The 25511-nt window shown below is 60.8% G+C and carries 21 protein-coding genes and 2 tRNA genes; 12 read left to right on the top strand and 11 right to left on the bottom strand.

Features of this window, described 5'->3' with window-relative positions:
- Positions 1-24: 24 nt before the first annotated feature.
- From PSH66_RS23740 to PSH66_RS23725, 4 genes are all read right to left on the bottom strand, one after another.
- Positions 25-1305, bottom strand: coding sequence for a virulence factor family protein (locus PSH66_RS23740; RefSeq protein ID WP_305427738.1), 1281 nt, complete (start codon positions 1303-1305; stop codon positions 25-27).
- Complete coding sequence (gene mprF, locus PSH66_RS23735; protein ID WP_305427737.1) at positions 1305-3947, bottom strand: bifunctional lysylphosphatidylglycerol flippase/synthetase MprF; 2643 nt, start codon at positions 3945-3947, stop codon at positions 1305-1307. Before mprF ends, PSH66_RS23740 begins: the two co-directional genes overlap by 1 nt.
- A 266-nt stretch (positions 3948-4213) precedes the next feature.
- A tRNA-Met gene (locus PSH66_RS23730) sits at positions 4214-4290 on the bottom strand.
- A gap of 205 nt (positions 4291-4495) precedes the next feature.
- Positions 4496-4572, bottom strand: a tRNA-Met gene (locus PSH66_RS23725).
- Between the two features lie 276 nt (positions 4573-4848).
- Between PSH66_RS23725 and dinB the strand changes: the two genes are divergently transcribed.
- On the top strand, positions 4849-5907 hold the full coding sequence (gene dinB / locus PSH66_RS23720; protein WP_042945229.1) for a DNA polymerase IV: 1059 nt from the start codon (positions 4849-4851) through the stop codon (positions 5905-5907).
- Positions 5908-5973: 66 nt separating this feature from the next.
- Here the strand turns inward: dinB and PSH66_RS23715 are convergent, their stop codons facing one another.
- From PSH66_RS23715 to PSH66_RS23700, 4 genes are all read right to left on the bottom strand, one after another.
- Positions 5974-6927, bottom strand: coding sequence for a hypothetical protein (locus tag PSH66_RS23715; protein WP_003175881.1), 954 nt, complete (start codon positions 6925-6927; stop codon positions 5974-5976).
- 20 nt (positions 6928-6947) lie between these two features.
- Positions 6948-8663, bottom strand: a complete 1716-nt coding sequence (locus PSH66_RS23710) for a proline--tRNA ligase (RefSeq protein ID WP_003175880.1) — start codon at positions 8661-8663, stop codon at positions 6948-6950.
- A 156-nt stretch (positions 8664-8819) separates the two neighbouring features.
- On the bottom strand, positions 8820-10352 hold the full coding sequence (locus PSH66_RS23705) for an AmpG family muropeptide MFS transporter (RefSeq protein ID WP_003175879.1): 1533 nt from the start codon (positions 10350-10352) through the stop codon (positions 8820-8822).
- Positions 10353-10395: 43 nt separating this feature from the next.
- On the bottom strand, positions 10396-10770 hold the full coding sequence (locus tag PSH66_RS23700) for an MGMT family protein (protein ID WP_003175878.1): 375 nt from the start codon (positions 10768-10770) through the stop codon (positions 10396-10398).
- Positions 10771-10902: 132 nt separating this feature from the next.
- On the opposite strand from PSH66_RS23700, the gene PSH66_RS23695 reads away from it, so the two are divergent.
- The 11 genes from PSH66_RS23695 (at position 10903) to ltrA (ending at position 21632) form a co-directional block, all read left to right on the top strand.
- Complete coding sequence (locus PSH66_RS23695) at positions 10903-11910, top strand: DUF481 domain-containing protein (RefSeq protein ID WP_042945227.1); 1008 nt, start codon at positions 10903-10905, stop codon at positions 11908-11910.
- 96 nt (positions 11911-12006) lie between these two features.
- Entirely contained in the window at positions 12007-12738 is a 732-nt protein-coding gene (locus tag PSH66_RS23690; protein ID WP_305427736.1) for a HugZ family protein, read from the top strand.
- A 66-nt stretch (positions 12739-12804) separates the two neighbouring features.
- Complete coding sequence (locus PSH66_RS23685) at positions 12805-13281, top strand: FxsA family protein (RefSeq protein ID WP_003175875.1); 477 nt, start codon at positions 12805-12807, stop codon at positions 13279-13281.
- 247 nt (positions 13282-13528) lie between these two features.
- Positions 13529-13825, top strand: a complete 297-nt coding sequence (gene groES, locus PSH66_RS23680) for a co-chaperone GroES (protein WP_003175874.1) — start codon at positions 13529-13531, stop codon at positions 13823-13825.
- A 50-nt stretch (positions 13826-13875) separates the two neighbouring features.
- Entirely contained in the window at positions 13876-15522 is a 1647-nt protein-coding gene (groL, locus tag PSH66_RS23675) for a chaperonin GroEL (protein WP_003175873.1), read from the top strand.
- A 444-nt stretch (positions 15523-15966) separates the two neighbouring features.
- On the top strand, positions 15967-16650 hold the full coding sequence (colR, locus tag PSH66_RS23670) for a two-component system response regulator ColR (protein WP_003175870.1): 684 nt from the start codon (positions 15967-15969) through the stop codon (positions 16648-16650).
- Complete coding sequence (locus PSH66_RS23665) at positions 16640-17920, top strand: HAMP domain-containing sensor histidine kinase (RefSeq protein WP_003175869.1); 1281 nt, start codon at positions 16640-16642, stop codon at positions 17918-17920. Before colR ends, PSH66_RS23665 begins: the two co-directional genes overlap by 11 nt.
- Before the next feature lie 187 nt (positions 17921-18107).
- The gene (locus PSH66_RS23660) at positions 18108-18788 is read left to right on the top strand and encodes a class I SAM-dependent methyltransferase (protein WP_003175868.1); all 681 of its coding nucleotides are present in this window, start codon (positions 18108-18110) and stop codon (positions 18786-18788) included.
- A 4-nt stretch (positions 18789-18792) separates the two neighbouring features.
- Positions 18793-19512 (top strand): lipopolysaccharide kinase InaA family protein, encoded by a 720-nt coding sequence (locus tag PSH66_RS23655; protein WP_003175867.1) that lies wholly within the window; start codon positions 18793-18795, stop codon positions 19510-19512.
- Positions 19509-19736, top strand: a complete 228-nt coding sequence (locus tag PSH66_RS23650) for a hypothetical protein (protein ID WP_042945223.1) — start codon at positions 19509-19511, stop codon at positions 19734-19736. Before PSH66_RS23655 ends, PSH66_RS23650 begins: the two co-directional genes overlap by 4 nt.
- Positions 19737-20216: 480 nt before the next feature.
- Positions 20217-21632 (top strand): group II intron reverse transcriptase/maturase, encoded by a 1416-nt coding sequence (ltrA, locus tag PSH66_RS23645; protein WP_305427415.1) that lies wholly within the window; start codon positions 20217-20219, stop codon positions 21630-21632.
- A gap of 111 nt (positions 21633-21743) precedes the next feature.
- Here ltrA and PSH66_RS23640 read toward each other — a convergent pair whose 3' ends face one another.
- The 3 genes from PSH66_RS23640 to PSH66_RS23630 are packed head-to-tail and all read right to left on the bottom strand — an operon-like array spanning position 21744 to position 25379.
- Positions 21744-22841, bottom strand: a complete 1098-nt coding sequence (locus PSH66_RS23640) for a DUF1513 domain-containing protein (RefSeq protein ID WP_305429647.1) — start codon at positions 22839-22841, stop codon at positions 21744-21746.
- A gap of 2 nt (positions 22842-22843) precedes the next feature.
- Positions 22844-23908 (bottom strand): imelysin family protein, encoded by a 1065-nt coding sequence (locus PSH66_RS23635; RefSeq protein WP_003175864.1) that lies wholly within the window; start codon positions 23906-23908, stop codon positions 22844-22846.
- 31 nt (positions 23909-23939) lie between these two features.
- Positions 23940-25379 (bottom strand): di-heme oxidoredictase family protein, encoded by a 1440-nt coding sequence (locus PSH66_RS23630; protein WP_305427735.1) that lies wholly within the window; start codon positions 25377-25379, stop codon positions 23940-23942.
- Positions 25380-25511: the final 132 nt, after the last annotated feature.

The following is a 25511-nucleotide window of genomic DNA, read 5'->3' as shown; positions in this document are numbered from 1 at the left end:
TTTGGTCCTGTGTGTTGCCTGGAGTTACTCGGCCTTGGCCTGGTGCTTGACGATGATATCCACCAAGCGCTTGGCCAGCGCCGGGTAGTTTTCGTCGAAGTGATGCCCGCCTGGCAGCTTCACCGCCTCGCCCACCGCCGTCTTGTCGGTGCAGCCACTCTCATCGACTTCTTCCTCGCCGTAAATGCACACCACCTTGTCCGCCGGCAGCTTGGCCATTTCCGGGCCGGTGGCGGCTTCCTTGCCGGCATTGCCCAGCCAGCCTTCCACTTCGATCTCGAAGCTGCCGGTGCGGGCGAAGGCCAGCAGGATGATTGCATCGACCCGCTGCTGCTCGTTCTCCGGCATACGGTTGTAGATGGCGGGCAGGACGTCGGCGCCGAATGAATAGCCGGTCAGCACAAAGCGCTTGGTGCCCCACTTCTGCCGGTAGTGCTGCATCAGCTCGGCGAGGTCCTTGGCGCTTTGTTCCGGGGTCTTGTGCTGCCAGTAGTAACGCAGGGTGTCGATGCCGACCACCGGGTAGCCGATCTTGGCCATTTCGCCGGCCACGTCGCGGTCCAGGTCACGCCAGCCGCCGTCACCGGAGAGGAACAGGGTGACCGTGTCTTTGGCCTGGCCCGCCGGTACTTCCACCACCGGAATCGCCAGGCCGCCGTTGTCCGAACCCACCAGTTGCTTGCGCAGTTCGTTGTTCAGGACTTGCGGGTAGTGAATGTCGTAGTCGCTGATGCTGGTCGTCGCGCGCGGTGTGTCGCGTACGAAACTGGCGCTTTCATCATCAGGGTTATCGTTCCAGGCCACCAGCCAGTTGCCGTGGGCGGCAGTCTTGGGCAGTGGGTCTTTGCAGCCTTCCTGCACCAGGGCGAAGCCGACGGAGATGGCGTTGGCCTTGTCGTCGTTCTGGGCGGCCAGCCAGCGCCAGGCGAGGGCGGCGCCAGGGCCGATGCCGCTGACCAGCGTCGCCGGGCCCTTGAGCTGGCCCAGGGCGCTTTGCAGCGCTTGTTCCTGCAGCTTGCAGTCATCTTTTGGCACGATCACCTGGACGATCTGGGCCTTGCCGCCCTGGCTCAGGGCAATCAGTTGGCTGTCGGTCAGGGTTTCGTCGGCCATTACCGCCACGGCGACGCGGGCTTTGGCTGTGCCGGTCGGAGTAACGCGGGTCATCACCGAGCCATCGGCCTGGGGCAACTGCTCCAGGGTTGGCTGCGGGGCAGGGCGGTTCCAGTACCAAAAGCCGGCGCCCAGGACCAGGGCGAGCAGCACTACAAAGGCCAATACATACCGCCAGGAACGTCGAATCATCAGCGTTTCACCAATCCAGTCAAGCCGCCCGCGATCAGGGCGGCGGTATCGGCCAGCGCCACCAGCGGATCAAGTCCCGCGGGCACGGCCATGTAACGGGGTTCCCAGTCAGGCTGGAACTTGTCTTTGAAGCGGCGCAGACCTTGGAAGTTATACAGTTGCTCGCCACGCCGGAACACCATCGAACCCAAGCGCTGGGTCAATGGCGCACCGCGTCGCGGTTGCAGGCCCGACAACGGCACCATGCCGAGGCTGAAGCGGGCGTAGCCGTGACTCTTATAATGTTGAATCAGACCGACCATCATGAATTCCATGGTCAGCTTGGGCGCGTCCGGGTGGGCACGCATCAGGTCAAGGCTGGCCAGGTCATGGTTGTAGGTTTCAAGCAGGTTGGCAAAGGCCACCGGGCGCCCTTCGAAGCGAATGATCGCGATACGGAAGTGTTTGAGGTAGTCGTCGCTGAAGCGCCCCAGGGAAAAGCCCTTTTCGCGCACATTCTTACCGGTAAGCCAGGCGTCCGAGATAACTTTTAATTCATCCATCGGCGCCGTGCCCGGCTCGCAGATCTCCAGGGACAGGCCGTCCCGGGTGCCACGGTTCCAGGTGTAGCGCAGATCCTTCATCTCTTTGCCCTTGGCTTCCAGGTCAAAGCGTTTGAGGTCGACGCGGGCTTCTTCGCCCAGCTTGATCGCGGTGAGGCCGATGTCCATGTAGTACGGCAGGTTCTCCGCCCGCACCTGGTAGAACACCGGGCGCGCATGGTGGATGTCGCACAGGTCGCGGAACTGCCAGATCATCTCGGCACGCGGTTGGGTCGGGCCGATCGGGTCGTACAGGGCCACCAGGCTGCGGCCGCGACGGGCGTACATCAGGAAGGCTTCGTCGTTGGGATGGAACAGCAGCGCCTTGTCGCCGGTCAGCGCCAGGCCACCGTCCGGCTGGGACGAGGCCATCAGGATCTTGGTGGCGCGTTCCAGCTCTTGCGGCGTCGGCAGGTGGATCACCGGTCGCGCGGTGCGCAGCAGCCAGGTCAGTGAGACGATCACCAGCAACACGGCGGCCCCCAGCAACGAACGCAGGCCGCGTGGCGCGTTGGCGTCGAGGGTGAACTGCCACCATAGTTGATGGCTGTAAGGCACGTCTTGATAGGCAAACAGCAGCAGCCAGATCGAGGCCCCCAGCACGCAGACGCTGGACACCAGGTACAGCGGCGAAAACGGCAACTCGGTCAGGCGGCTGGCGCGGTAGAACGAGCGACGGAAGATCGCCAGCAGAACCGCCGTCATGATCATCAGGCTGGCTTCTTCCCAGTCGAAACCTTTAAGCAATGAGAGCAGGGCGCCCGTCAGCAGGAGCACCATGGTCAGCATCCAGGCGGCCGACAAGCGTCGACGCAGGCCCTGGGCCAGCAACAGGCACAGTACGCCGATCAGGCTGGCGCCGAAGTGCGACGCGTCAATCAGGCGGTGGGGAATCAGGAAGCCGATGTTTTCCAGGCGTGAGTCGATCTCCGGCGTGGCGCCGGAAAACAGCAGGACCACGCCGGACAAAAAAACCAGCACGGCCAACACCGGTGCCGCGAGGCCCGAGGCCACGCGCAGGCTTTGTTGGGTCTGGAACAGGCGCTGGGCCTCGTTGACCAGCAGGAACACGCAGGCAATCAGCAGCGGCAGCACCACATAGATCATGCGATACAGCAGCAGCGCGGCGGCCAGTGGCGCGGCGCCGAGCTTATCGGCGAAGGCCGCCAGCAGGATCGCTTCGAACACCCCGACGCCGCCCGGTACATGGCTGAGTACGCCAGCGGCCAGGGCCAGCAGGTACACCAGCAGGAACGGGCCGAACGGCGGGGCTTCCGGCAGCAACATATAAAGAACCGCGGCGGCGGCGGCGACGTCGAGTGCGGTGATGACCAACTGCAGGAACGTCAGGCGCCGGCCAGGCAGGCGCAGGGTGCGACGGCCAACCCTGACCAGCAGGTTGTCCGGGTACGGCTGTTCCGGCAGGCGACGGCGATAAATACCGATGCACAGCATCGTCGACAGCAGCAGCACGGCGCCGGCAACGCCGCCGAGCACACTTTGCGGCAAATGCAGGTAGGTCGATGCGGCCGGCAAGTTGCTCAGCGTGGCCAGTGCGGCCAGCGGTGGCAGGGCGCAGCCCAGGGCCAGGCTGGCGAACACGGTCATATGGGCCACTTCCGAAGCCCCGATGCCATGGCGCGCATATAAACGATAGCGCACCGACCCGCCCGAGAGCATCGACAGGCCAATGGCATTGCCGATGGCAAACGCGGTAAAGCCGCCCAGGGCCAGGGTTTTGGCGGGTAGGTTTACGCCGGCGTAACGCGCGCCGGAAAACTCATAGCCCAATAGGATGATGAACCCGGCGACGGCTGCGGCAAATGCACCCAGCAATGCCGGCTTGGGCACTTCCAGGATCGAGTCGTGGAGGGCATAGAGATCCAGCTCCAGCAGCAGGTGTCGGCAGGCGATCAGAGCGATTGCGAACAGCAGCAAGGTAACGGCCAGCCCGATGGGTTGCCGGTATTTGCTCAACAGATCCAGCCAGCGCAAGCGGGTGGGTGTGATCGGTTGTTCTGCTGTGACGGTCTCTTGTGGTTCAGACGAGTTGGCGCGCATCAATCACCTCGTGGATTGTGCGCGACAGGATGGAGGTATCCAGCCAAGTTACCAATCCCTATGGACAAAATAATTACAAATATTAACGCGGATCACCGGGTGGGGCGACTGCGGCCATTGGTCGTAGAGGCGTAAGCATAGCGTGCGATGAGATGGACTCAACAAACCGCGCAGGGTTTCATGAAAGATGCCATATCATTGTTTCAGAAGAACTTTTTTGCCAGATACAAAAAAGGCCACTCTTTCGAGTAGCCTTTTTTGATGTTTGGTTGCGGGAGCCGGATTTGAACCGACGACCTTCGGGTTATGAGCCCGACGAGCTACCAGACTGCTCCATCCCGCGTCTGTGGGCGGCATTCTACAGCCCAGCGACGAGGTGTCAACCGTTAATCAACCGATGGGTCAAATAAGTGCGAATTAACCCTGAAAGGGTGGCTGTGCGCCTGTAAGTGCGCGTGAGGAAAGGTTTTTTGTTCGACAATCCGCGATTTGCCTAAAATGAGCAGGCACAAAAAAGGCCACTCTTTCGAGTAGCCTTTTTTGATGTTTGGTTGCGGGAGCCGGATTTGAACCGACGACCTTCGGGTTATGAGCCCGACGAGCTACCAGACTGCTCCATCCCGCGTCTGTGTGTCGGCATTCTACAGAGGAACGCGAGTGTGTCAACCCGTGATTCAAAGAAAAGCGCTTGTGGTTCAAGCGGTTAGCTCTCCACGCCGGGCCGTTTGAGCGGTGCGGGCTAGTCGGGCCGTGGCTTTCAGCTCTATCGGAAGGCTAAATTCGATTGAGAAAATAAATTCATCCAGGAATTTTCCTACCGCTTAGACGGAAGATTCAAACTACTGGTGCTATATACAGGGGTGAATGCGATACTGGCCACCCGTTGGATTGCCTCCTTTATATGACACAGCGCAAAATCATCCACGTCGACTGTGATTGCTTCTACGCCGCCATCGAGATGCGCGACGACCCGAGCCTGGCGCAAAAACCGCTGGCGGTGGGCGGTTCGGCGGATCGACGGGGGGTGATCGCTACGTGCAACTACGAGGCGCGGGCGTATGGGGTGCGTTCGGCCATGTCGTCGCGACATGCCTTGAAGCTCTGCCCGGACCTGACCATCGTCAAGCCGCGTATGGATGCCTATAAAGAAGCGTCGAAGGAAATTCAGCTGATCTTTCGCGATTACACCGACCTGATCGAGCCGTTGTCCCTGGATGAAGCCTACCTGGACGTCTCCGACAGCCCGCATTTTGGCGGCAGCGCCACGCGTATCGCCCAGGATATTCGTCGTCGCGTCTCCAACCAGTTGCACATCACCGTGTCCGCAGGCGTGGCGCCGAACAAATTCCTGGCCAAGATCGCCAGCGACTGGAAAAAGCCCAACGGCCTGTTCGTCATTACCCCGGACCAGGTCGAAGACTTCGTTTCCCAGTTGCGCGTGAGCAAGCTGCACGGCGTAGGCAAGGTCACTGCCGATAAGCTGGCGCGCCTGGGGATTGAAGACTGTCTGCAACTGCGCGAATGGAACAAGCTGGCACTGGTGCGCGAATTCGGCAGTTTTGGCGAGCGGCTCTGGAGCCTGGCGCGTGGGATCGATGACCGCGTGGTGCAGAACGACAGCCGACGGCAATCAATCAGTGTGGAAAATACCTACGATGTAGACCTGCCGGATCTTTCAAGTTGCCTGGCAAAACTCCCGGAGCTGATGGAAACCCTGACCGGGCGCATGGCGCGTATCGACAGCAGCTATAAGGCGGGCAAGCCGTTCGTTAAGGTGAAATTTCACGATTTTACCCAGACGACGCTGGAACAGTCCGGGGCGGGGAGGGACCTGGAGAGTTATCAACAGTTGCTGACTCAGGCGTTTAACCGCGGAGGGAAACCGGTGCGGTTGCTGGGGATTGGCGTACGGTTGCTGGACCTGAGCGGCGGCAACGAACAGTTAGAGTTCTCTTGGTAGAAACCGGAACAAAATGTGGGAGGGAGCAAGCCCCCTCCCACATTTGATCTGCGCCAGGCTTCAGATTCAACGTGCCCCTGGATCCGCCACCAACCGCCCCGCATCCTTGGTCAGCGCTTGCAGAAACTCCTGCTGCAACTCCGGATCATTACGGGTCAGTTCGATCAGGCTTTGTTCCAGTTCGCTGGCTTCTTCTTCCAGGCCCAGCTCCGACAGGCGCTTGACCCGGTGCACCCATTGGCTGACTTCGTCGTCCTCCAGGTCGTCGTAAATCAGGCCGTGGGCTTCCAGCAACTTGCCGCGCAGGGTGCTGCTGATCGCCAGGGTCGAGTCCGAATGCACATCGTCCTGGCCATCCTGCACGCTGATCTTCAAAGTCGTGACGTGGTTCAGGTCCTGTTCGGCAAACGGGCTGTCCAACAGGTTAAGGCGCAGAACGCCGTTGCGGTCGGTGGTCAGCTCATGGGTCTGTTTGCCGGCGAAGACCTGTACCGGACGCTCGCTCCAGGGCAGGCTCGAATACTCCAGGCGCTTGTCGCGCTGGACTTCATCGATACCCGCCAGGTTCTGCTGCGCGCGGCCATGGGACTGCACGTTCATGAACGGGTTGAGGCCGTCCACGCCGTAGGTCAGCCAGTCGTGAGTCATGCTGGTGGGCAAGTTGCCAAGGGCGAAGATATTCGCCACGTTGGCACCGGCGCCCGCCACCAACGCCACCGCACCCAGGGGCATCTCATAGAGTTTGCGCCAGGGCTGGTAGGGCGTGTAGCGGTCGTAACGACGGGTGACTTCGAATTCGGTGACCTCGAAGGTCTTCTGCTCATGAATGCGAACCCGGCGTTGCGGCAGCTCCAGCACTTTAGGTTCGCCTACATCGATCTGCAGGCTATGGTCGAGCAACTTTCGCTCGACCCGCTCCTCGTGCTCACTGCGTTGCGACATCTGGTTGGCGCAGCCGCTGACCAGCAGGGCGCCGCACAAGGCGGCGCCCCCCAGGGCTCTGGTGTTTCGCTTGAACATGACTTCTCTTGATCTGGTTTTCAGCGACGAATACGCGCCTGGAGGAAAGACAGCACGTCAGCCACCGGCAACGGTTGGGCTTCGGCTTCGGTCCGGCTCTTGTATTCCAGATTGCCATCAGCCAGGCCGCGGTCACTGACCACGATGCGGTGCGGGATGCCAATCAGTTCCATGTCTGCGAACTTGATGCCCGGGCTGGTTTTCTTGTCCCGGTCATCGAGCAACACTTCAAAACCGGCGGCCGTCAGTTCGGCATACAGTTTGTCGGTGGCTTCGCGTACTTGCTCGGTTTCGTAACGCAGCGGTACCAGGGCCACCTGGAACGGTGCCAGGGCGTCGCTCCAGATGATGCCTTTGTCGTCGTTGTTCTGCTCGATGGCGGCGGCAACCACGCGGGATACACCAATGCCGTAGCAGCCCATGTCCAGGGTGATCGGCTTGCCGTTCTCGCCCAGCACTTCGCACTTCATCGCCTTGCTGTACTTGTTGCCCAGCTGGAAGATGTGCCCGACTTCGATGCCGCGCTTGATTTCCAGGGTGCCCTTGCCGTCCGGGCTTGGGTCGCCGGCAACCACGTTGCGCAGGTCGGCCACGGTCGGAACCGGCAGGTCACGCTCCCAGTTCACACCGAAGTAGTGCTTGTCGTCGATGTTCGCGCCGATACCGAAGTCGCTCATCAGCTCGACCGAGCGGTCAATGATGATCGGCAACGGCAGGTTCAGCGGGCCGAGGGAGCCGGCACCGGCGCCAATGGCGTCACGCAGTTCGGCATCGGAGGCCATGACCAGCGGGCTGGCAACGCCAGGTTGCTGGGCAGCCTTGATTTCGTTGAGTTCGTGGTCGCCACGGATCACCAGGGCGATCAGCTTGCCTTCTTCCTCGGCGTGCACGATCAGGGTCTTGATGGTCTTTTCAATCGGCAGATTGAATTTCTCCACCAGGGCCGCGATGGTCTTGGTGTCCGGGGTGTCCACCAGGCGCAGTTCTTCAGCCGGCGCCGGGCGCGAGGTTTCGCGCGGTATGGCTTCGGCCTTCTCGATGTTCGCCGCGTAGTCGGAACCGTTGCTGAACACGATATCGTCTTCGCCGGACTCGGCCAGCACGTGGAATTCGTGGGAGCCGGCGCCGCCGATGGAACCGTTGTCCGCTTCAACCGGGCGGAATTTCAGGCCCAGGCGCGTGAACACGTTGCAGTAGGCCTGGTGCATGCGGTCATAAGTGACCTGCAGCGATGCCTGGTCGGCGTGGAACGAGTAGGCGTCCTTCATGATGAATTCACGGCCACGCATCAAACCGAAGCGTGGGCGGATTTCATCGCGGAATTTGGTCTGGATCTGATACAGGTTCAGCGGCAGCTGTTTGTAGCTGCTCAGCTCATTGCGCATCAGGTCGGTGATCACTTCTTCATGGGTCGGGCCGGCGCAGAAGTCGCGGCCATGACGGTCCTTGAAGCGCAGCAGCTCAGGGCCGTACTCTTCCCAGCGCCCGGATTCCTGCCACAGCTCAGCCGGCTGGGTGCTCGGCATCAACACTTCCAGAGAGCCGGCAGCGTTCATTTCTTCACGAACGATGGCTTCGACCTTGCGCATCACCTTCAAGCCCATGGGCAGCCAGGTGTACAGGCCGGAGGCCAATTTGCGGATCATGCCGGCGCGCAGCATCAACTGATGGCTGATCACGACCGCGTCGGAAGGCGTTTCTTTCTGTGTGGCGAGCAAATATTGACTGGTACGCATGGTAGGCCGTTGTCGGTTGCTTGGACTTGAAATGACTTGGGATTGTACGGGCGCAAACTGCCGCCGTACAGGCATCAGAATGTAGGGCTGTCTGTAGGAGCAGAGCTTGCTCGCGATGGGGGCGCCGCGGTCTGGCTTTTAAAGGGCCCCCAAAAATCAGTCCTCGGCGGGCGGATTCAATTTGATCCGCCGGTTCTCCTGATACCAGTGCAACGCAATCAGCAGCAGCGTCGGCACTCCCAGTATGCAAGTGATCAGGAAGAAGTTGTGGTAGCCGAACTTCTCCACCATCACCCCCGAATACCCGCCGATCAGACGCGGCAGCAACAGCATGATCGAGCTGAGCAGTGCGTATTGGGTGGCGGAGAACTTGAGGTTGGTCAGGCTCGACAGGTAGGCCACGAAGGCCGATGTCGCCAGGCCCGAACTGAAGTTATCCAGCGAGATGGTGAAGATCAGCATCTGCAGGTCCGGGCCCCGGTCGGCGAGCATCACGAACAGCAGGTTGGTGCCGGCCGAGGTCACGCCGCCGATAAACAGGATCGGCAGGATGCCGAAACGCACGATCAGCAGGCCGCCCATGCCGGCGCCGAGCAGGGTCATGATCAGGCCGAAGATCTTGCTGACCCCGGCAATCTGGTCCTTGGTAAAACCCTGGTCGATGTAGAACACGTTGGCCATCACGCCCATCACGGTGTCGGACATGCGATAGGTGGCGATCAGCCCCAGCAGCAGCAACGCCTGCCATCGGTAGCGCAGGATGAAGTCATTGACCGGCGTCAGCACCGGTGCCAGCCCGCGGCGGCCCATGGCCGACAGGCACAGCGCCGTCAGCGTGATATAGAGGATGGCACGCAGGAAGGCACGGTCTTCCATCAGCAGGTCCCACAGGCTGACGCCCTGGAACAGCACACTGGCGAAATCGGTATTGAACAACTGGGTAAACATCGCCGGAACCGACACCAGCAATACGATCAGCACAAACACCGACACCAACTGATGCACGAAACTGTAGCGCCCGGCCTGCAATTGGGTACGCAGCGGCACGTTCGGTTCGCGCATGAACAGCGTGGTGAGCAGCGCCGGGACCATCAGCACGCCGAACAGCACATAGGTGCCGGTCCACGCCGCGTGCTTATAGTTGAAACCGGTGGAACCGAAGCCTTCGGCAAAGAACAGAGCACCGGCCGTGGCCAGCAGGGCGGCGATGCGATAACCGGACATATAGCTGGCGGCCAGGGCGGCCTGGCGGCTGTCGTCGGCGATTTCCAGGCGATAGGCGTCGACCGCGATGTCCTGGGTGGCGGACGCGAAGGCGACGATGACGGCAATGGCGATCAGCCAGGACAAGTGTTTCTGCGGGTCGCAGAAGCCCATGCCGATCAACCCGAGGATCACCAGCGACTGGGACAGCACCAGCCAGGAACGACGGCGTCCGAGTTTGCCCAGCAGTGGCAGGCGCCATTGGTCGAGCAGCGGCGACCAGACCCATTTGAACGCGTACGCCAAACCGATCAGGCTCGCATAGCCGATGGTCTCGCGGGCCACACCGGCCTCACGCAGCCACACCGAAAGCGTCGAGAACACCAACATGTAAGGCAAGCCGGCGGCAAAGCCGAGCAACAACAGAACTAACGTCGAGGGGCTGGCATAGGCAGCGAGCGCGGCGCGCCAGGTTTTACGGGGCATGGGCTGGAGTCTGCCTCAGGTTTGCGGAAACAAAGCGCGCACTCTAACCGCTGTGCTCTACCGGGCGCCAGCCATGGCGCTGAATATCCACGCGATTATTGCGGACCGTAATGCCTTCAGCGCGCAAACGCGCGCGTTGTTCGTCGCCCGAGGCACTGCCCACCGGCAGGCTTATCCGACCGCCGGCGCCCAACACGCGGTGCCAGGGCAACCGAGTGCCCTCGGGGAGTTGGCTCAAGGTCCGTCCCACCCAGCGCGCCGCGCGGCCCAGCCCCGCCAGTTGCGCCAGCTCGCCGTAACTCACCACGCAGCCTTCGGGTACTTGCGCCAAGGTCAGGTACAGCGCGGTGCGGCGCATTTCGGCGGGGTTTTCGGCAGGGTCGTTCACTGTGAGGCTATCCGTTGAAATCGTCGGCATTCTTGTAAGAAACGTCTGTAAACATCGCGCTGAGCATTGAACTCATGCCGGATCCTTGAGTCAGTGCTTGCTAAGCCATTATCTAACACGATAATGCCCTCTTTTCGCCAACTCCGAGCCTCGAATCCGCTTATGTTGTCCAGAACCCTGCTGTGCCTTGCTGTTTTCAGCGCCTCAACGCCCTTGCTCGCAGACACCGTCTGGTTGAAGAACGGTGACCGCCTGACCGGCAAGATCAAGGTCTTCGACGGCGGCAAACTGCTGATTCAGACCGATTACGCCGGCGCTGTCCCGGTGGACTGGAAGCAGGTCAAAACCCTGGAAAGCGACCAGGAACTGCTGGTCAAGCAAGATGCCTACACCGGTGAAAAGGCCAAATCCCTGCAAGCGGCGGATGACGGCAAAGTAGTGCTGGCCAACGGCGAGGCGCCCAAGACCGTCGACCTGGCGAGCATCCAGCAGATCATCAAGCCCAAGCCTGTGATCGAAGACCTGGTGTGGAAGGGCAATGTCGACATGGCACTGGACTACAAACGTGCCGAGAAAGACACCAACGACTACGACATCGACTTCAAGACCACTGCCCGCCATGGCCAATGGCGTCATACCGGTCAGGGTGAATACAACCGCGAATTCCAGGACGATGTGACCACCACCGACAACTGGGCACTGGAATACGACCTCGACCGCTTCATCACCGAACACTGGTTCTGGCAAGGTCGCTTGACCTACAAGCGCGACAAGGTAGAAGACCTCGCGCGCCAGCGCACCGTGGGTACCGGCCCGGGCTACCAGTTCTGGGACGATGAACTGGGCGCGTTCTCCCTGGGCTCGCTGGTTAACCGCACCGATTACGAATATGCCGACGGCGGCAAGGACAACTTCTATTCGCTGGCCATGAAGTGGAACTACAACCGCTACCTGGTGGGCAAGACCGTCGAGTTCTTCACCAACGGCGAATTGGGCAAGCCTATCGATGCACCCGCCGATTACTCCCTGGATGCGGAAGTCGGCCTGCGCTACAAGGTCACCGAGTGGGCATCGCTCAACCTCAAGGCCGAGCGCGACGTGATCAGCGGCGACTCCGAAAGCAGCTTGAGCAAGACCCGCTACACCGCAGGCTTCGGCGTCGCCTGGTAACACAGACCTTCTGGCAACCGGCGCGTATATTGATTACCTTGAGTTGAGATCCATTCCCATAGACTGTGGGTGGACCATTACCCGAGGAGTCAAACGTTGAGCGCACAGGTTGCCAGGAACGCCCGAGAGCTGTTGCTCAAGGAATACCGTGGGGCTCTCTCCACATTATCCAAGGCCATGCCCGGCTTTCCCTTCGGCTCGGTCGTGCCGTATTGCCTGGACGAGCAGGGCCGCCCGCTGATCCTGATCAGCCGCATCGCCCAGCACACCCACAACCTGCGGCAGGATCCCAAGTGCTCGTTGTTGGTAGGGGAGCGCGAGGCGGATGATGTGCAGGCCGTCGGGCGCCTGACCTATCTGGCCGAAGCCGAGAAGCTGGCGGACGCCGTCGCCATCGAGGCGGCCGCCGAGCGTTATTACCGCTACTTCCCCGATTCGGCCAACTATCACAAGGCCCACGATTTCGACTTCTGGGTGCTCAAGCCGGTCCGTCACCGTTATATAGGCGGGTTCGGGGCGATTCACTGGGTCGATCAGTTGACCCTGGCCAACCCGTTCTTCGGCAAGGCCGAGCGCAGCATGGTCGAACACATGAACACTGATCATGCCCAGGCCATCGCCCATTACGTCGACTTGGCGGGATTATCTGTCAGCGAGCCGGCACAGCTGGCCGGCATCGACAGCGAGGGCATGCACCTGCGCATCGGCCAGGCGCTGCACTGGTTGCCGTTCGCCGAGCCCTGCAACACTCCGACACAAGTGCGCGAAGCCCTGGTTTCACTGGCCCATGCCGAGGCCTGGCCGAAAAAAGAACCGGCTTCAGCTTGAATTCAGGCAGGGGTGGCGTCATCTAGTGTGTACTGGCAAGGCATTCTTGCGTTGAGGAACCATTTGATGCGCCCTTTTTTATTGCTCTTTCTGCTGTTCCCGGTGCTGGAGCTGTTCGTATTCGTTCAAGTCAGCAGCGCGATCGGGTTTTTCCCGGCTCTGTTGCTGATCATCCTGGGCTCGATGCTCGGCGTCCTGGTGCTGCGCGTCGCCGGCCTGGCCACGGCGCTGCGTGCCCGTGAAAGCCTGAACCGCGGCGAACTGCCGGCCCAGACCATGCTTGAAGGCCTGATGATGGCCCTGGCCGGTGGTCTGTTGATCCTGCCGGGTTTTGTCAGCGACGTGGTCGGACTGTTTCTGTTGCTGCCGTTCACCCGCAAACTGCTGGCCGGCAAGATGCGCCAGCGCGCCGAAGAGGCGGCGCTGCGCCAACGTGCGTTCGCCGACGACCTGCAACCCCGTGGCGGCCCGGCTCCACGCCAGCCGTTGGGGCGTGAAGGCGATGTGATCGAAGGCGAGTTCGAACACCGCGACAGCAAATAACCGCTTCATTGGCACGGCACCTTCGGGTGCCGTGTTGCATTTTCCCGGCCGCAGACACAAAAAATTTCATCTGCGTCCCCTTGTAATCAGCTTATGCGCCCTTATGTATCGGTCACCGCAAGGTTTCTGGTGGTGACACTAGACAGACTTCCGCGTTTCGCCCAGCGAACCGCGACCGGCACCGCCGGAATTTAACCCGCCGGAATTGATACCGGCCGATGAAAAACACAATTAGGAGAGATCGACAATGAGCAAGCTTCGTCCTCTGCACGACCGCGTCGTCATCCGTCGCAGCGAAGAAGAAAAGAAAACCGCTGGCGGCATCGTTCTGCCAGGTTCGGCTGCTGAAAAAGCCAACCACGGTGTGATCGTCGCTGCGGGCCCAGGCAAGACCCTGGAAAACGGTGATGTCCGCGCCCTGGCCGTGAAAGTGGGTGACAAGGTTGTTTTCGGCCCTTACTCCGGCAGCAACACTGTGAAAGTCGACGGCGAAGACCTGCTGGTCATGGCTGAGAATGAAATTCTCGCCGTACTGGAAGACTGATTTCCCCGCTCATTTTCCCGTTACTACAAAGTATTTAAGGAATATCGATCATGGCTGCTAAAGAAGTTAAATTCGGCGATTCCGCCCGCAAGAAAATGCTCACCGGTGTCAACATCCTGGCTGACGCAGTAAAAGCGACCCTGGGCCCGAAAGGTCGTAACGTGATCATCGAGAAGAGCTTCGGCGCTCCGACCATCACCAAGGACGGCGTTTCCGTCGCCAAAGAAATCGAACTGGAAGACCGTTTCGAAAACATGGGCGCGCAGCTGGTCAAAGACGTTGCCTCCCGTGCCAACGATGACGCAGGCGACGGCACCACCACCGCCACCGTTCTGGCTCAGGCCATCGTCAACGAAGGCTACAAGGCCGTCGCTGCCGGCATGAACCCGATGGACCTCAAGCGCGGCATCGACAAGGCAACCATCGCCATCGTCGCCGAGCTGAAAAACCTGTCCAAGCCATGCGCTGACACCAAGGCTATCGCCCAGGTAGGTACCATCTCCGCCAACTCCGACAGCTCCATCGGCGACATCATTGCCGAAGCCATGGAAAAAGTCGGTAAAGAAGGCGTGATTACCGTTGAAGAAGGCTCGGGCCTGGAAAACGAACTGTCGGTTGTAGAAGGCATGCAGTTCGACCGTGGCTACCTGTCCCCGTACTTCGTCAACAAACCAGAAACCATGGTTGCCGAGCTGGACAGCCCGCTGATCCTGCTGGTTGACAAAAAGATCTCCAACATCCGCGAAATGCTGCCAGTGCTGGAAGCCGTGGCCAAAGCCGGCCGTCCACTGCTGATCATCTCCGAAGACGTTGAAGGCGAAGCCCTGGCGACGCTGGTTGTGAACAACATGCGTGGCATCGTCAAAGTCGCAGCCGTCAAGGCTCCGGGCTTCGGCGACCGTCGCAAGGCCATGCTGCAGGACATCGCCGTATTGACCGGCGGTACCGTTATCTCCGAAGAGATCGGCCTGAGCCTGGAAAGCGCCACCCTGGAAAACCTGGGCAGCGCCAAGCGCGTGACCATCTCCAAGGAAAACACCATCATCGTTGACGGTGCTGGCGTTGAAGGCGACATCCAGTCGCGCATCAACCAGATCCGTGCCCAGGTTGCCGAGACTTCCTCGGACTACGACCGTGAAAAACTGCAAGAGCGTCTGGCCAAGCTGTCCGGCGGCGTTGCGGTGATCAAGGTTGGCGCCGGTTCCGAAGTTGAAATGAAAGAGAAGAAAGCCCGCGTTGAAGACGCCCTGCACGCAACCCGCGCAGCCGTCGAAGAAGGCGTGGTACCTGGCGGTGGCGTTGCGCTGATCCGTGCTCTGGAAGCCCTCACCGGTCTGACCGGCGACAACGCAGACCAGAACGTCGGTATCGCGGTACTGCGCCGCGCCGTTGAAGCACCGCTGCGTCAGATCGCTGCCAACTCCGGCGACGAGCCAAGCGTTGTGGTCAACGAAGTCAAGAACGGCAAGGGTAACTACGGTTACAACGCTGCGACGGGCGTCTACGGCGACATGATCGAAATGGGCATCCTGGACCCTACCAAGGTGACCCGTTCGGCGCTGCAGGCAGCATCCTCCATCGGCGGTCTGATCCTGACCACTGAAGCGGCGATCGCTGATGCACCGAAGAAAGAAGGCTCGGCTGGCGGCGGTATGCCAGACATGGGCGGCATGGGTGGCATGGGCGGCATGATGTAAGCCAGCCTTACCCCTGTACTGAAAAAGCCCCGCCTGCAGTGATGCAGGCGGGGCTTTTTAATGGAACAAATAACCACCGCGAGATTTCGGGGCGCAGAAGCCATTGTAGTGAGCGGGCTTGCCCCGCGCTGGTGGCGAAGCCACCCCAAATCAGGCGATCTAAATGCATCTGGAGCTCCACGGTGGCTTTATCTGGGGCCGTTTCGCAGCCCCGCGCAGGCAAGCCAGATTTGTCAGCCTTTGAAAGGCATACCAAGAGGCAATGGGTGACGATTTTCTCTGTGCCACTGTGGTCAGCCTGTGAAGATATAGTGAAAATCTCGTTCGATTGAAATATCGGTTGAAAACCTATATCGATAGCCTTCCGTGGTCTATCCCTGAGCCCCGCTTGGCCTTAAGCTGCGCGAGCCAACACGGCCGTTACCGCGTACGGAGACACTGCCCATGCGAATTTTATTGGTTGAAGACAACCGCGATATTCTGGCCAACCTGGCGGATTACCTGGGCCTCAAGGGCTACACCGTGGACTGTGCGCAGGACGGTTTGTCGGGCCTGCACCTGGCGGCCACCGAGCATTACGATCTGATCGTGCTCGACATCATGCTGCCCGGTATCGATGGCTACACCCTGTGCAAGCGCCTGCGCGAAGACGCACGTCGCGACACACCGGTGATCATGCTCACCGCTCGTGACCAGTTGGACGACCGGTTGCAGGGCTTCAAGTCTGGCGCCGATGATTACCTGCTCAAACCGTTTGCCCTGTCGGAACTGGCCGCGCGTATCGAAGCCGTGCTGCGCCGTGCTCAGGGCGGCGGCCGCCGCGCCTTGCAGGTCGGCGATTTGAGCTATGACCTCGACACCCTGGAAGTCACCCGCGAAGGGCGCCTGCTCAAGCTCAACCCGGTCGGCCTCAAGCTGCTGGCGGTGCTGATGCAAAAAAGTCCTCACGTGCTGCGCCGCGAAATCCTGGAAGAGGCGCTATGGGGCGACGATTGCCCGGACAGCGACAGCCTGCGCAGCCACGTCCACCAGTTGCGCCAAGTCATCGACAAGCCCTTCGCCAAGCCGTTACTGCAGACGGTGCACGGCGTTGGTTATCGCTTGGCCGAGGGGCGTGATGGAGTTTAAGCAAAGCCTTTCCCAGCGGATCATCATCGCCTTTGCCTTGATGAGTGCGTTGGTGGCGGGTGCCTTCGCCATGGGCATCGTCGCGACCGTGCACCTGGTGGAAGAGAAGTTGATCTCGGCGGGCCTTGGCGGTGACTTGCAACGCTTGCTGCTGATGGACACGGTCGAAGACTGGCGCCACCGACCCGAGCCGGACCAATTGTTCTATTTCAGCGGCGGGCCGGGTGACTTTGAATTGCCCAAGGACCTGCGTCACCTGGAACCAGGTTTTCACGAAGTGTTCCGCGAATCACTGTCGTACCACGCCATGGTCGAAGTCATTGATGGCCGGCGCTATGTGCTGTTGCAGGACCAGAGCGATTTCGAAGAGCGTGAGCGCGTGCTGTTCGCCGTGGTGCTGGTGGGCTTCGTGCTCAGCCTGGCGCTGGCGGTGTTCCTCGGCTGGGTGCTGGCGCGCAAGGTGATGGCGCCGGTGGTGCGCCTGGCCCGCCAGGTGCGTCACCGCGACCAGTTGCTGGGCCTGGCGCCGCCCCTGGCGCCGGACTATGCGGCCGATGAAGTGGGCGAGCTGGCGGTGGCGTTCGACGCCACGTTGGGGCGGCTGCGCGCGGCCTTGTCGCGCGAGCAGTTGTTTACCAGCGATGTGAGCCACGAATTGCGCACGCCGTTGATGGTGCTGGCCAGCTCCTGTGAGCTGTTGCTGGAAAACCCGGCCATCGACCAGCGCGGGCGTAACCAGGTGCAGCGCATTGCCCGTGCCTGCGAAGAGATGCGCGAGCTGGTGCAGACCTTCCTGATGCTGGCCCGCGCTCAGCATAACGATGCGTCGATGTCGCCCCAAGTGACCCTCAGCCAGGTGGCTGAGGACTTGCTCGGCATTTGGCGTGAGCCAATCGAACACAAGGGCCTTGAGCTGATCTACCAGCCGGGCCAGCCACTGGACACGCGCTACAACACCACCTTTCTGCACGCGGTGATGGGCAACCTGCTGCGCAACGCCTTGCACTACACCGAGCAAGGTTTTATCCGGCTGACCCTGGAGCCCTGCGGGTTCGTGGTGGAGGACAGCGGGGTGGGTATTCCAGAAGAGAAGCGCGAAGCGATGTTCGAGCCGTTCGTACGCGGCAGTGAAAAACGCGGGGATGGCCTGGGGCTCGGTTTGTCGCTGGTGCAGCGTATCTGCGAGAACCAGGGCTGGAGCGTCAGCCTCAGCACCATGGAGCCCAACGGCTGCCGCTTCCACGTCGAACTGGGGCCGGACAAGGCCTGACCTTGCCCTCTGCCGCTATCCTGCCAGACCTACCCGCAATTCGGCGAAGATGGCCCCATGCTACTGTTTGTGCTTGTAAAGTCTTGAAATGTATGGGATTGGACAGGACAAGTTTTTCACACACGGTTGACCTGTTGATCACAGTGCGCTGCTTAAGGTTGTAGGCATCAGTAACTGGAGATCAGTGATGCCTAACCCCATCAAGCTCGAATTTTCCGAAAAGTACGACGACGAACACGCCCGGGAATATTTGCTCAAGCATCAGGACAGTCTGGCGCGTCGCTTGTCCCATAAACGCGATGAGCAATTGGCCCGTGGCGCCCTGGCGATGGCCGGTGAGCCGGGCTTGGTGCTGGACTTGCCGTGTGGTGCCGGGCGTTTCTGGCCGCTGTTGGCTGAGAAACCCAACCGAGTGATCATCGGTGCCGACAATTCGGCCTCGATGTTGAAAGTCGCGACTGTCGCCCAACCGGCGCAGGTGGTGAAACGGGTACGGCCCTTGCAGACATCTGCCTTTGATATCGATTTGCCCGATAACTCGGTCGACAGCATTTTCTGCATGCGCCTGCTGCACCACATTGGTGATCCGGCGCACCGAATGGCGATATTGCGCGAGTTTCAGCGGGTTACCCGTGACAGCGTAATTGTTTCGCTGTGGGTCGACGGCAATTTCAAAGCGTGGAAACGCAAGCGCCTGGAAGGCCAGCGTCGCAAAAAAGGTGAGCAGGAAAGTTACCAAAACCGGTTTGTGTTACCGGCTGCTACCGTCGAAGCAGAATTCGAGGAAGCCGGTTTCCGTGTTCAGGAGTCCCTGGACTTCATACCGCTCTACGCCATGTGGCGAGTGTACGTATTACGCAAGAGGTAACAGGATGGCAGTTGAGTGCGTAGCAGGCAGTCACGTAGCTCCAGAGGAACGCTTTGATTATTTCTGGCGCCAGCAAGGCGAATGGGTCGAGGAACCCAACCGTCGACGCGGCGGTGAGAGTGGTGTGCAGCGCGTAACGAGCGCCAACGGCCGCCTGCTCTACAGCAAGCGCCAGACCGGCCACATCTACCGCAGTTGGCTGCACCCGTTCGGCCGTCCCACCGTGCTGCGCGAGCGAGATGCCCTGAAGGGCCTGCGCCTGCTGGATGTGCGCGTGCCTGAGCTGGTGTTCTGCGAGGCACGGCGTGATGCCGAGCACCAGTGGAAGGCCTTGCTGGTGACTGCGTCACTCGACGGTTTCGAAGAAATTGAACACTGGTACGCCGGCGGTGGCCGTGAACGCTACGGCGAGCGGGTGCACGAGCGTGTCCTCAAGGAATTGGCCGGCACCCTGGCGCGTATGCATAAAGGGCGCTGGCAGCACGGTTGCCTGTATATCAAGCACATCTTTGTGCGGGTAACCGGCGAGGGCGACGCGGCCAATGTGGAAGTGGCCCTGCTGGATTTTGAGAAGTGTCGCCAGCGCCTGACCGCTCATCGGGCGGCGTCCCATGATATGCGGCAACTGCGCCGCCATTCGTCGTGGAGCGATAGCGACTGGCAAAAACTCAGCTACTTTTATGAGACGGCGTTTGGCAGCGCTATCAAGGGTTTAACCAAATGAAGCTAGAAATAGCACGAGGTGTGTTCCTGGTGGGGGCGTTGGGCGTTGCAGCCCTGGCCCTGGCCGCGTGGGAGCAGCCTCGCACGCAGGTACTCAGTGCAACGCAGGACGGCGCGCAATGTTTGCTGCCGCGCGTTGCCAAGGCGAGTGTGGCGGCCAAGCCTGATCACGAGCTGCTGCTGTTCATGTTTGGCCTGTCTCAAGGAATGAGGCCGCAGAGTTGAAACGATTGAAACCACCCGAAAAGGGCCTTGCGATGCGAGGCCCTTTTTTTTGCGTGCGCCAGGCATGGCGCGTTGCGCGTAAGCGCAACCAGCTTGGCTGTGGTGGCCACGCTGGTGACTTGGAGGTGAAAGTCCTCTACACACCCGGCAAGGGGAAGTGTTAGCCAGAGGCAAGGGTGTCGCGGGTGACTGCGAATCTGAAGGAAGCCCGAGGCAAAATGCTGGCCTGACGAACAGGAAGCGGATAGAGGCGGCGTAGCGGGGTAAGACGGCGCAAATCGTTAAAGCCCAATACTTGCACGGAACGCTACGACGTAGATCCGACAGGCATAAGCAGGAAGGTCGCGCGAATTACCCTGGGAGATCTGTAGGTTTGCCACTGTGCTACCGGGCGTCGAGAGGCGACGGGATGAACCTGCAGAAGTCAGCCGAGGCCGTAGTAAGTGACGAATAACCACGTCATCAAGGGCTGAACAGGTTATGCCGCCGGTAGGCGTCAGAGTCTCGTTGAATACCGAAATGCAGAAATTTCTCCCAGAGAAAACTGTTACTCCGAGTTCCGGACAGTATCCGAGGATGACGGCTGACAGCGCAGAGGTATCGGCGGCGTCTGTGGCGCGGACGAAAGCGGAGCCGGACACGCTGATGGCGCGGGTGCTCGCACCCGTCAACCTCAAGCGTGCGTATCACCGTGTGGTCAGCAACAAGGGCGCGCCGGGTGCCGATGGCATGACGGTCGAGCAATTGGCGGACTACACGAATCAGTATTGGCCGATCCTCAAGGCTCGGTTGCTGGCCGGTGAGTATCACCCGCAAGGTGTACGCGCCGTTGAAATCCCCAAGCCCAAGGGAGGAACGCGACAGCTGGGCATTCCCAGTGTAGTGGACCGCCTGATCCAGCAGGCTTTGCTGCAACAGCTCACACCGATCTTCGACCCTCTGTTCTCGGATTACAGCTACGGCTTTCGTCCGGGCAGAAGCGCTCACCAAGCTATCGAAACAGCTCGCGCCCATGTGGCGGCGGGGAACCGCTGGTGCGTGGAGCTTGATCTTGAGAAGTTCTTTGATCGAGTCAACCACGATGTATTGATGGCCTGCATCGAACGTCAAGTCGAAGACAAGCGAGTGCTCAGGCTGATCCGTCGCTACCTCGAGGCTGGAGTCATGTCGGGTGGGATCGCCAGCCGACGGCAGGAGGGGACGCCGCAAGGCGGTCCGCTCTCGCCGTTGTTGTCGAATATCCTGCTCAACGAACTCGACCGTGAACTGGAACGACGGGGCCACCGCTTTGTACGCTATGCCGACGACGCGAACATTTATGTGCGTAGTCGTCGCGCAGGCGAGCGTGTGCTGGCCGGGGTTGAACGCTTCCTGAATCAACACCTGAAATTGACGTTGAATCAGGAAAAGAGCCGTGTGGCACGGCCCTGGGCCTGTGACTACTTGGGTTATGGGATGAGCTGGCACCAACAGCCGAGACTAAGAGTGGCGACGATGAGCCTGGATCGCCTACGCGATCGGCTCAGAGCACTGCTGCGTAAAGCCCGGGGCCACAAGATGGCTAACGTCATTGAGCGGATCAACCCGGTGCTGCGTGGTTGGGCGGGTTACTTCAAGCTCAGCCAGAGCAGGAAACCACTCGAAGAATTGGACGGTTGGGTAAGACGTAAGCTTCGATGTGTCGTCTGGCGTCAATGGAAGCGGCCCTCTACGAGGGCGCGCAACCTGATGCGCCTGGGGATCCATGAAGGACGTGCTTGCACATCAGCGTTCAATGGCAGAGGTCCTTGGTGGAACTCGGGAGCGTCACATATGAATCAGGCGCTGCCGAAGAAACTGTGGAACCAGCTCGGACTGGTCTCGATACTCGATACGATCAACGGCTTATCCGCATGACCTGAACCGCCGTATACGGAACCGTACGTACGGTGGTGTGAGAGGACGGCGGATGTAAATCCGCCTCCTACTCGATTTGTCGATCAGCGCTGGGGGCAGGCGCCATCTTGTTTAAATCAGGTGCAGGTGGTTATCCCAACGTCCCGCCGGCAATGCCAACGGTGTGGCTACCAACGGTTGCTGGCGGCAATCGTAGAACCGACAACGCCCCTGGCCCGAGGTGACGACAAACCCATCGGCCACCGCACCGACGCCCGCGCAATCGGGTAACGGCCCATCCAGGCGCAGCTCGCCGCTGTCCATATTCCAGATAAAGAAGCGGTTGCCCCGTGGTGCCGTCAGCGCTACAAGGCGCAGTTCACTGTGCACGGCGACGCTGGCGGTGTAGTGCCCCATCGCCTGCAACTGCTCATCAGCCACCGGGAACGCCACGAACGGTTGCCCCGGCCGCTTGATCGCCAGCAGATCGGAACGCTCCTGGGACGGTCCCATGAATTGCTGACCGGTCAGGATGGTGCCGTCGCTGGCGATGCCCATATGGCGCACGCTGTTCATGGGCTGGCTGAGCGTTTCCTTGCTGATCAGGGTGCCGTCGCGCCGCATCAACACCAGGCTTGGTTCCATGGCGTTGAGGTTCATTTCCACACGGCTTTCGGCTTCGGTGCGAATGCCGCCGTTGGCCACCACCAGGGTTTCGCCGTCGGGCATCCATGACACCTGGTGCGGGCCGATGCCGTGGGTGGAAAGCTCGCCGCTGTGCACCAGCCGCTCGCCTTCGAACTTATACACACCGAGCAGGCCGCGGCCGGGGTCGGACGTGTCGTTCTCGGTGGCGTACAGCCAGTCGCCGCTCTTGTGGATGACCGCGTGGCCATAGAAGTGGCGATTGACGTTCGAGGTGATGGTCTGCAGCAAGGCGCCATCACGCAGGTCGATCAGGTAGCTCTCGGTGCCCGGGCGACGGGCGACAAACAGTGCAATCGGCTGCGTCGGGTGGTTGATGATGTCGTGGCAACGTTGGCCGACCTGGGTGGCAAACACTTGCTTGCCGTCCAGCTGATAACCCATGGCATAGTGCTTGCCGTCCGCATCATCCCGTGCCGACAGCAGCAGCGGACCTTTGTCTTTTTGCTTGAACAGCGTCCAGCCACCCAATGTGAGTGCACTGAGGAGCACGCTGCCAATGGCCAAAGCCTGTCGCCTGAGCATCATCAGTCACCGTCGTTGGCGTTAAAGCCCAGTTGGATGCCCAGCGCCTTGGCCAATTCGCCTTCGTGCAGGCGGTGAACCACGTTGAGGCTGTCGTAAAGGTCATTGAGTTGCTGGCGCCCGGCGTCATCGTTCAACAGTTCGTTGAGGGTGCGCTGATTGCTGGCGAACAGTTTCAGGGACGCGGCGTAGGCGGCGTCGATCTTGTCGGCCAATGGCTTCTGATCCGCCGGCAACAGGCCACGCAGACCCTTGTTGTCGACGCCGACCCACACGGTCCGGGCGGCGGTGAGGCTGGCCTCCAGGCTCTGCAGGGACGACTGGCTGCGCCACGCATCGGCCTGGAACGGCTGCGGGATGCCCTTGGTCTGACGGCCCATCGGCGTGCCGAGTTTTTTCTTCAGGGTGTCCAGTGCCGTCACCTGGACGCGCAGCAGATCGGCGATGGCCTCGTGGGAATCGGCGTAGCGCTGGTTCGGAAACTTGGTCATCTGCGCAAGCATGCCGTCGGTGCTGTTCCAACTGGCCAGGATCTCTTCGGCCAGGGCTTTCTGACGCTCGCCGATCGCCACCAGCAGTGGGCAATAGCGGGCTTTCTGCGCGTCGTCGGCAAGGTCGGTCTTGGCGTCGTAGAGGATGTATTCGTAGGCCGACAGGCCTTGCACTACCACGCTGGACTTGGCCAGGGCGGCGCCGTCGATCTGCGGCTGGGCTTCGACCAGTTGCTCGACCTGGCGACCTACCAGGTTCTTCTTGTCCGGCCAGAACTGCACCTGCCAGGAACGGTTGCCTTCGGCCAGCGGGCCGATCAGCAGCGGTTGCAGCTCGGCCCAGGCTTTTTGCGCGTGAAGGAAGTCGGCGCGGGCGGTGTCCAGGTTTTCCTTGCCCTGGCAGTAGGCCAAGGCGCTGACGGCGAGTTGGCGGTCGGCTTCGACCCAGCGGCTGTAGGTCGGCAGGATCACTTGTTTGGCGATTGCCGCCGAGGTCACGGCTTGTGGGTCTTGTGGCGAGCAGGCGCCGAGGGCGAGGGCGGCAAGGCTGGTGAACAACAACTTGGGACGGAACATGTCGAGCTCCCTTGTGTAAGTGGGGCGAAGCTTATAAAGAATTCAGGAACGCCAGCAACGCAGCACGCTGCTCGGCATTGAAGGACAACACATGCTGTTGCGCGGCTTGTGCCTCACCGCCGTGCCAGAGCACGGCTTCCAGCAGGTTGCGCGCGCGGCCGTCATGCAGAAACTGGGTATGGCCACTCACGGTTTGCGTCAGGCCGATACCCCACAACGGCGCGGTGCGCCAGTCGCGGCCGCCGGCCTTGAATTCACTGCGATCGTCGGCAAGGCCTGGGCCCATGTCGTGCAGCAGCAGGTCGCTGTAGGGGCGGATCACCTGGTTGGCCAATTCAGGTTCGGCAGCGTTTGCCGCCGTGGTGAATGTCGGTTTATGGCAGCCCTGGCAACCGGCCTGGTAGAACAGGTTCTTGCCGGCCAGCACCTGCGGGCTGTCGACGTCGCGGCGCGTGGGCACGGCGAGGTTGCGGGTGTAGAACAGCACCAGGCGCAGGATGTTATCGCTGACTTCCGGCTCGCCGTCGGGGCCATTGCCGTTGGGCGCCTGCTTGCAGGCCACTTGGGTGTCGGTGCAGTCATCGAAGGGTCTCAGGGAGGTGGTGAGGCCCATATCACCAGAAAACGCGTGAACATTTTGTTGATTGAGGTTGGGTTGCCCGGCTTTCCAGCCGAATCGCCCGAGGACGGTTTTTTCTTGAGCGTCGTCCCAGACCCAATTGGCGTGGCCGACGAGGGCTTCTTTATCAGCGGTTTTCGCGTCGGTGTTACGCAGCACATCCGCATCGCTGATGGCTTCGAGCAGGCCCAGGCCGATCATCGGTGGGGCGATGCGCGCCGAAAAACGCGTATCGGGGTGCATCGGGCCATAGCCGAGCTGGGTGATCTGCAGGCTGGGCTTGCGCAGCTCGACGACGCTGCCGTCCTTGAAGGTGACATTCATAGGCGTGTAGTCGACGCGCACCTTGCCTTCCGGCACGACGCCCGGCACCGCCATGTCCTGCAACTGCCCGCCATAGACCGGCTCCGGCACGACGCCGGCCTGCTCGATGAGCTTGGCGTAGGCCGGCTGCTCCTGGCTGGACAGGGGAATCGACAGGCGCACCAGCATCGATACCGCATTGGTCGCGTCGGGCAGCGGCGGATGGCCGCGACCGTCCTTGATATGGCAGTTCTGGCAGGCATTGGTGTTGAACAACGGGCCCAGGCCATCACGCGCGGTGGTGGTGGACGGCGCGATCACCCAGGGGCTGCGAAAGAAGCTGTTGCCGACGCTGAAATCCACGCGGCGCGTTGGCGGCAGGTTGGCCGACGGCAAGGAAAACGCGTTCTGGTCACGCTTGTTCACCGTCGCCGCGCCGCCCGCGCGTGCTTCGCCCGGCTCGGCCTTGGCAAACCTTGGGGCGTCGTCGCATGCAGTCAAGCTCAAGGCCATGCAGGCGACGGACAGGCGAAAAAGCGAACGGAACATCGAGTTTCCTGGACCAAGGCGAAAAATGCGGTCGCAAAGTCTAACAGGGCCGGGGGGAATGAATAAGAGCAATTATCGTTTGGTGATAGCCGATTCATTCCCGCTAGAATGACCGCACATTTTTTTCTGGAG

Origin of the sequence: Pseudomonas sp. FP597, from assembly GCF_030687435.1 — a bacterium.
GTDB classification, from domain to species: Bacteria; Pseudomonadota; Gammaproteobacteria; order Pseudomonadales; family Pseudomonadaceae; genus Aquipseudomonas; species Aquipseudomonas lactucae.
This window is presented reverse-complemented; position numbering and strand designations above follow the sequence as displayed.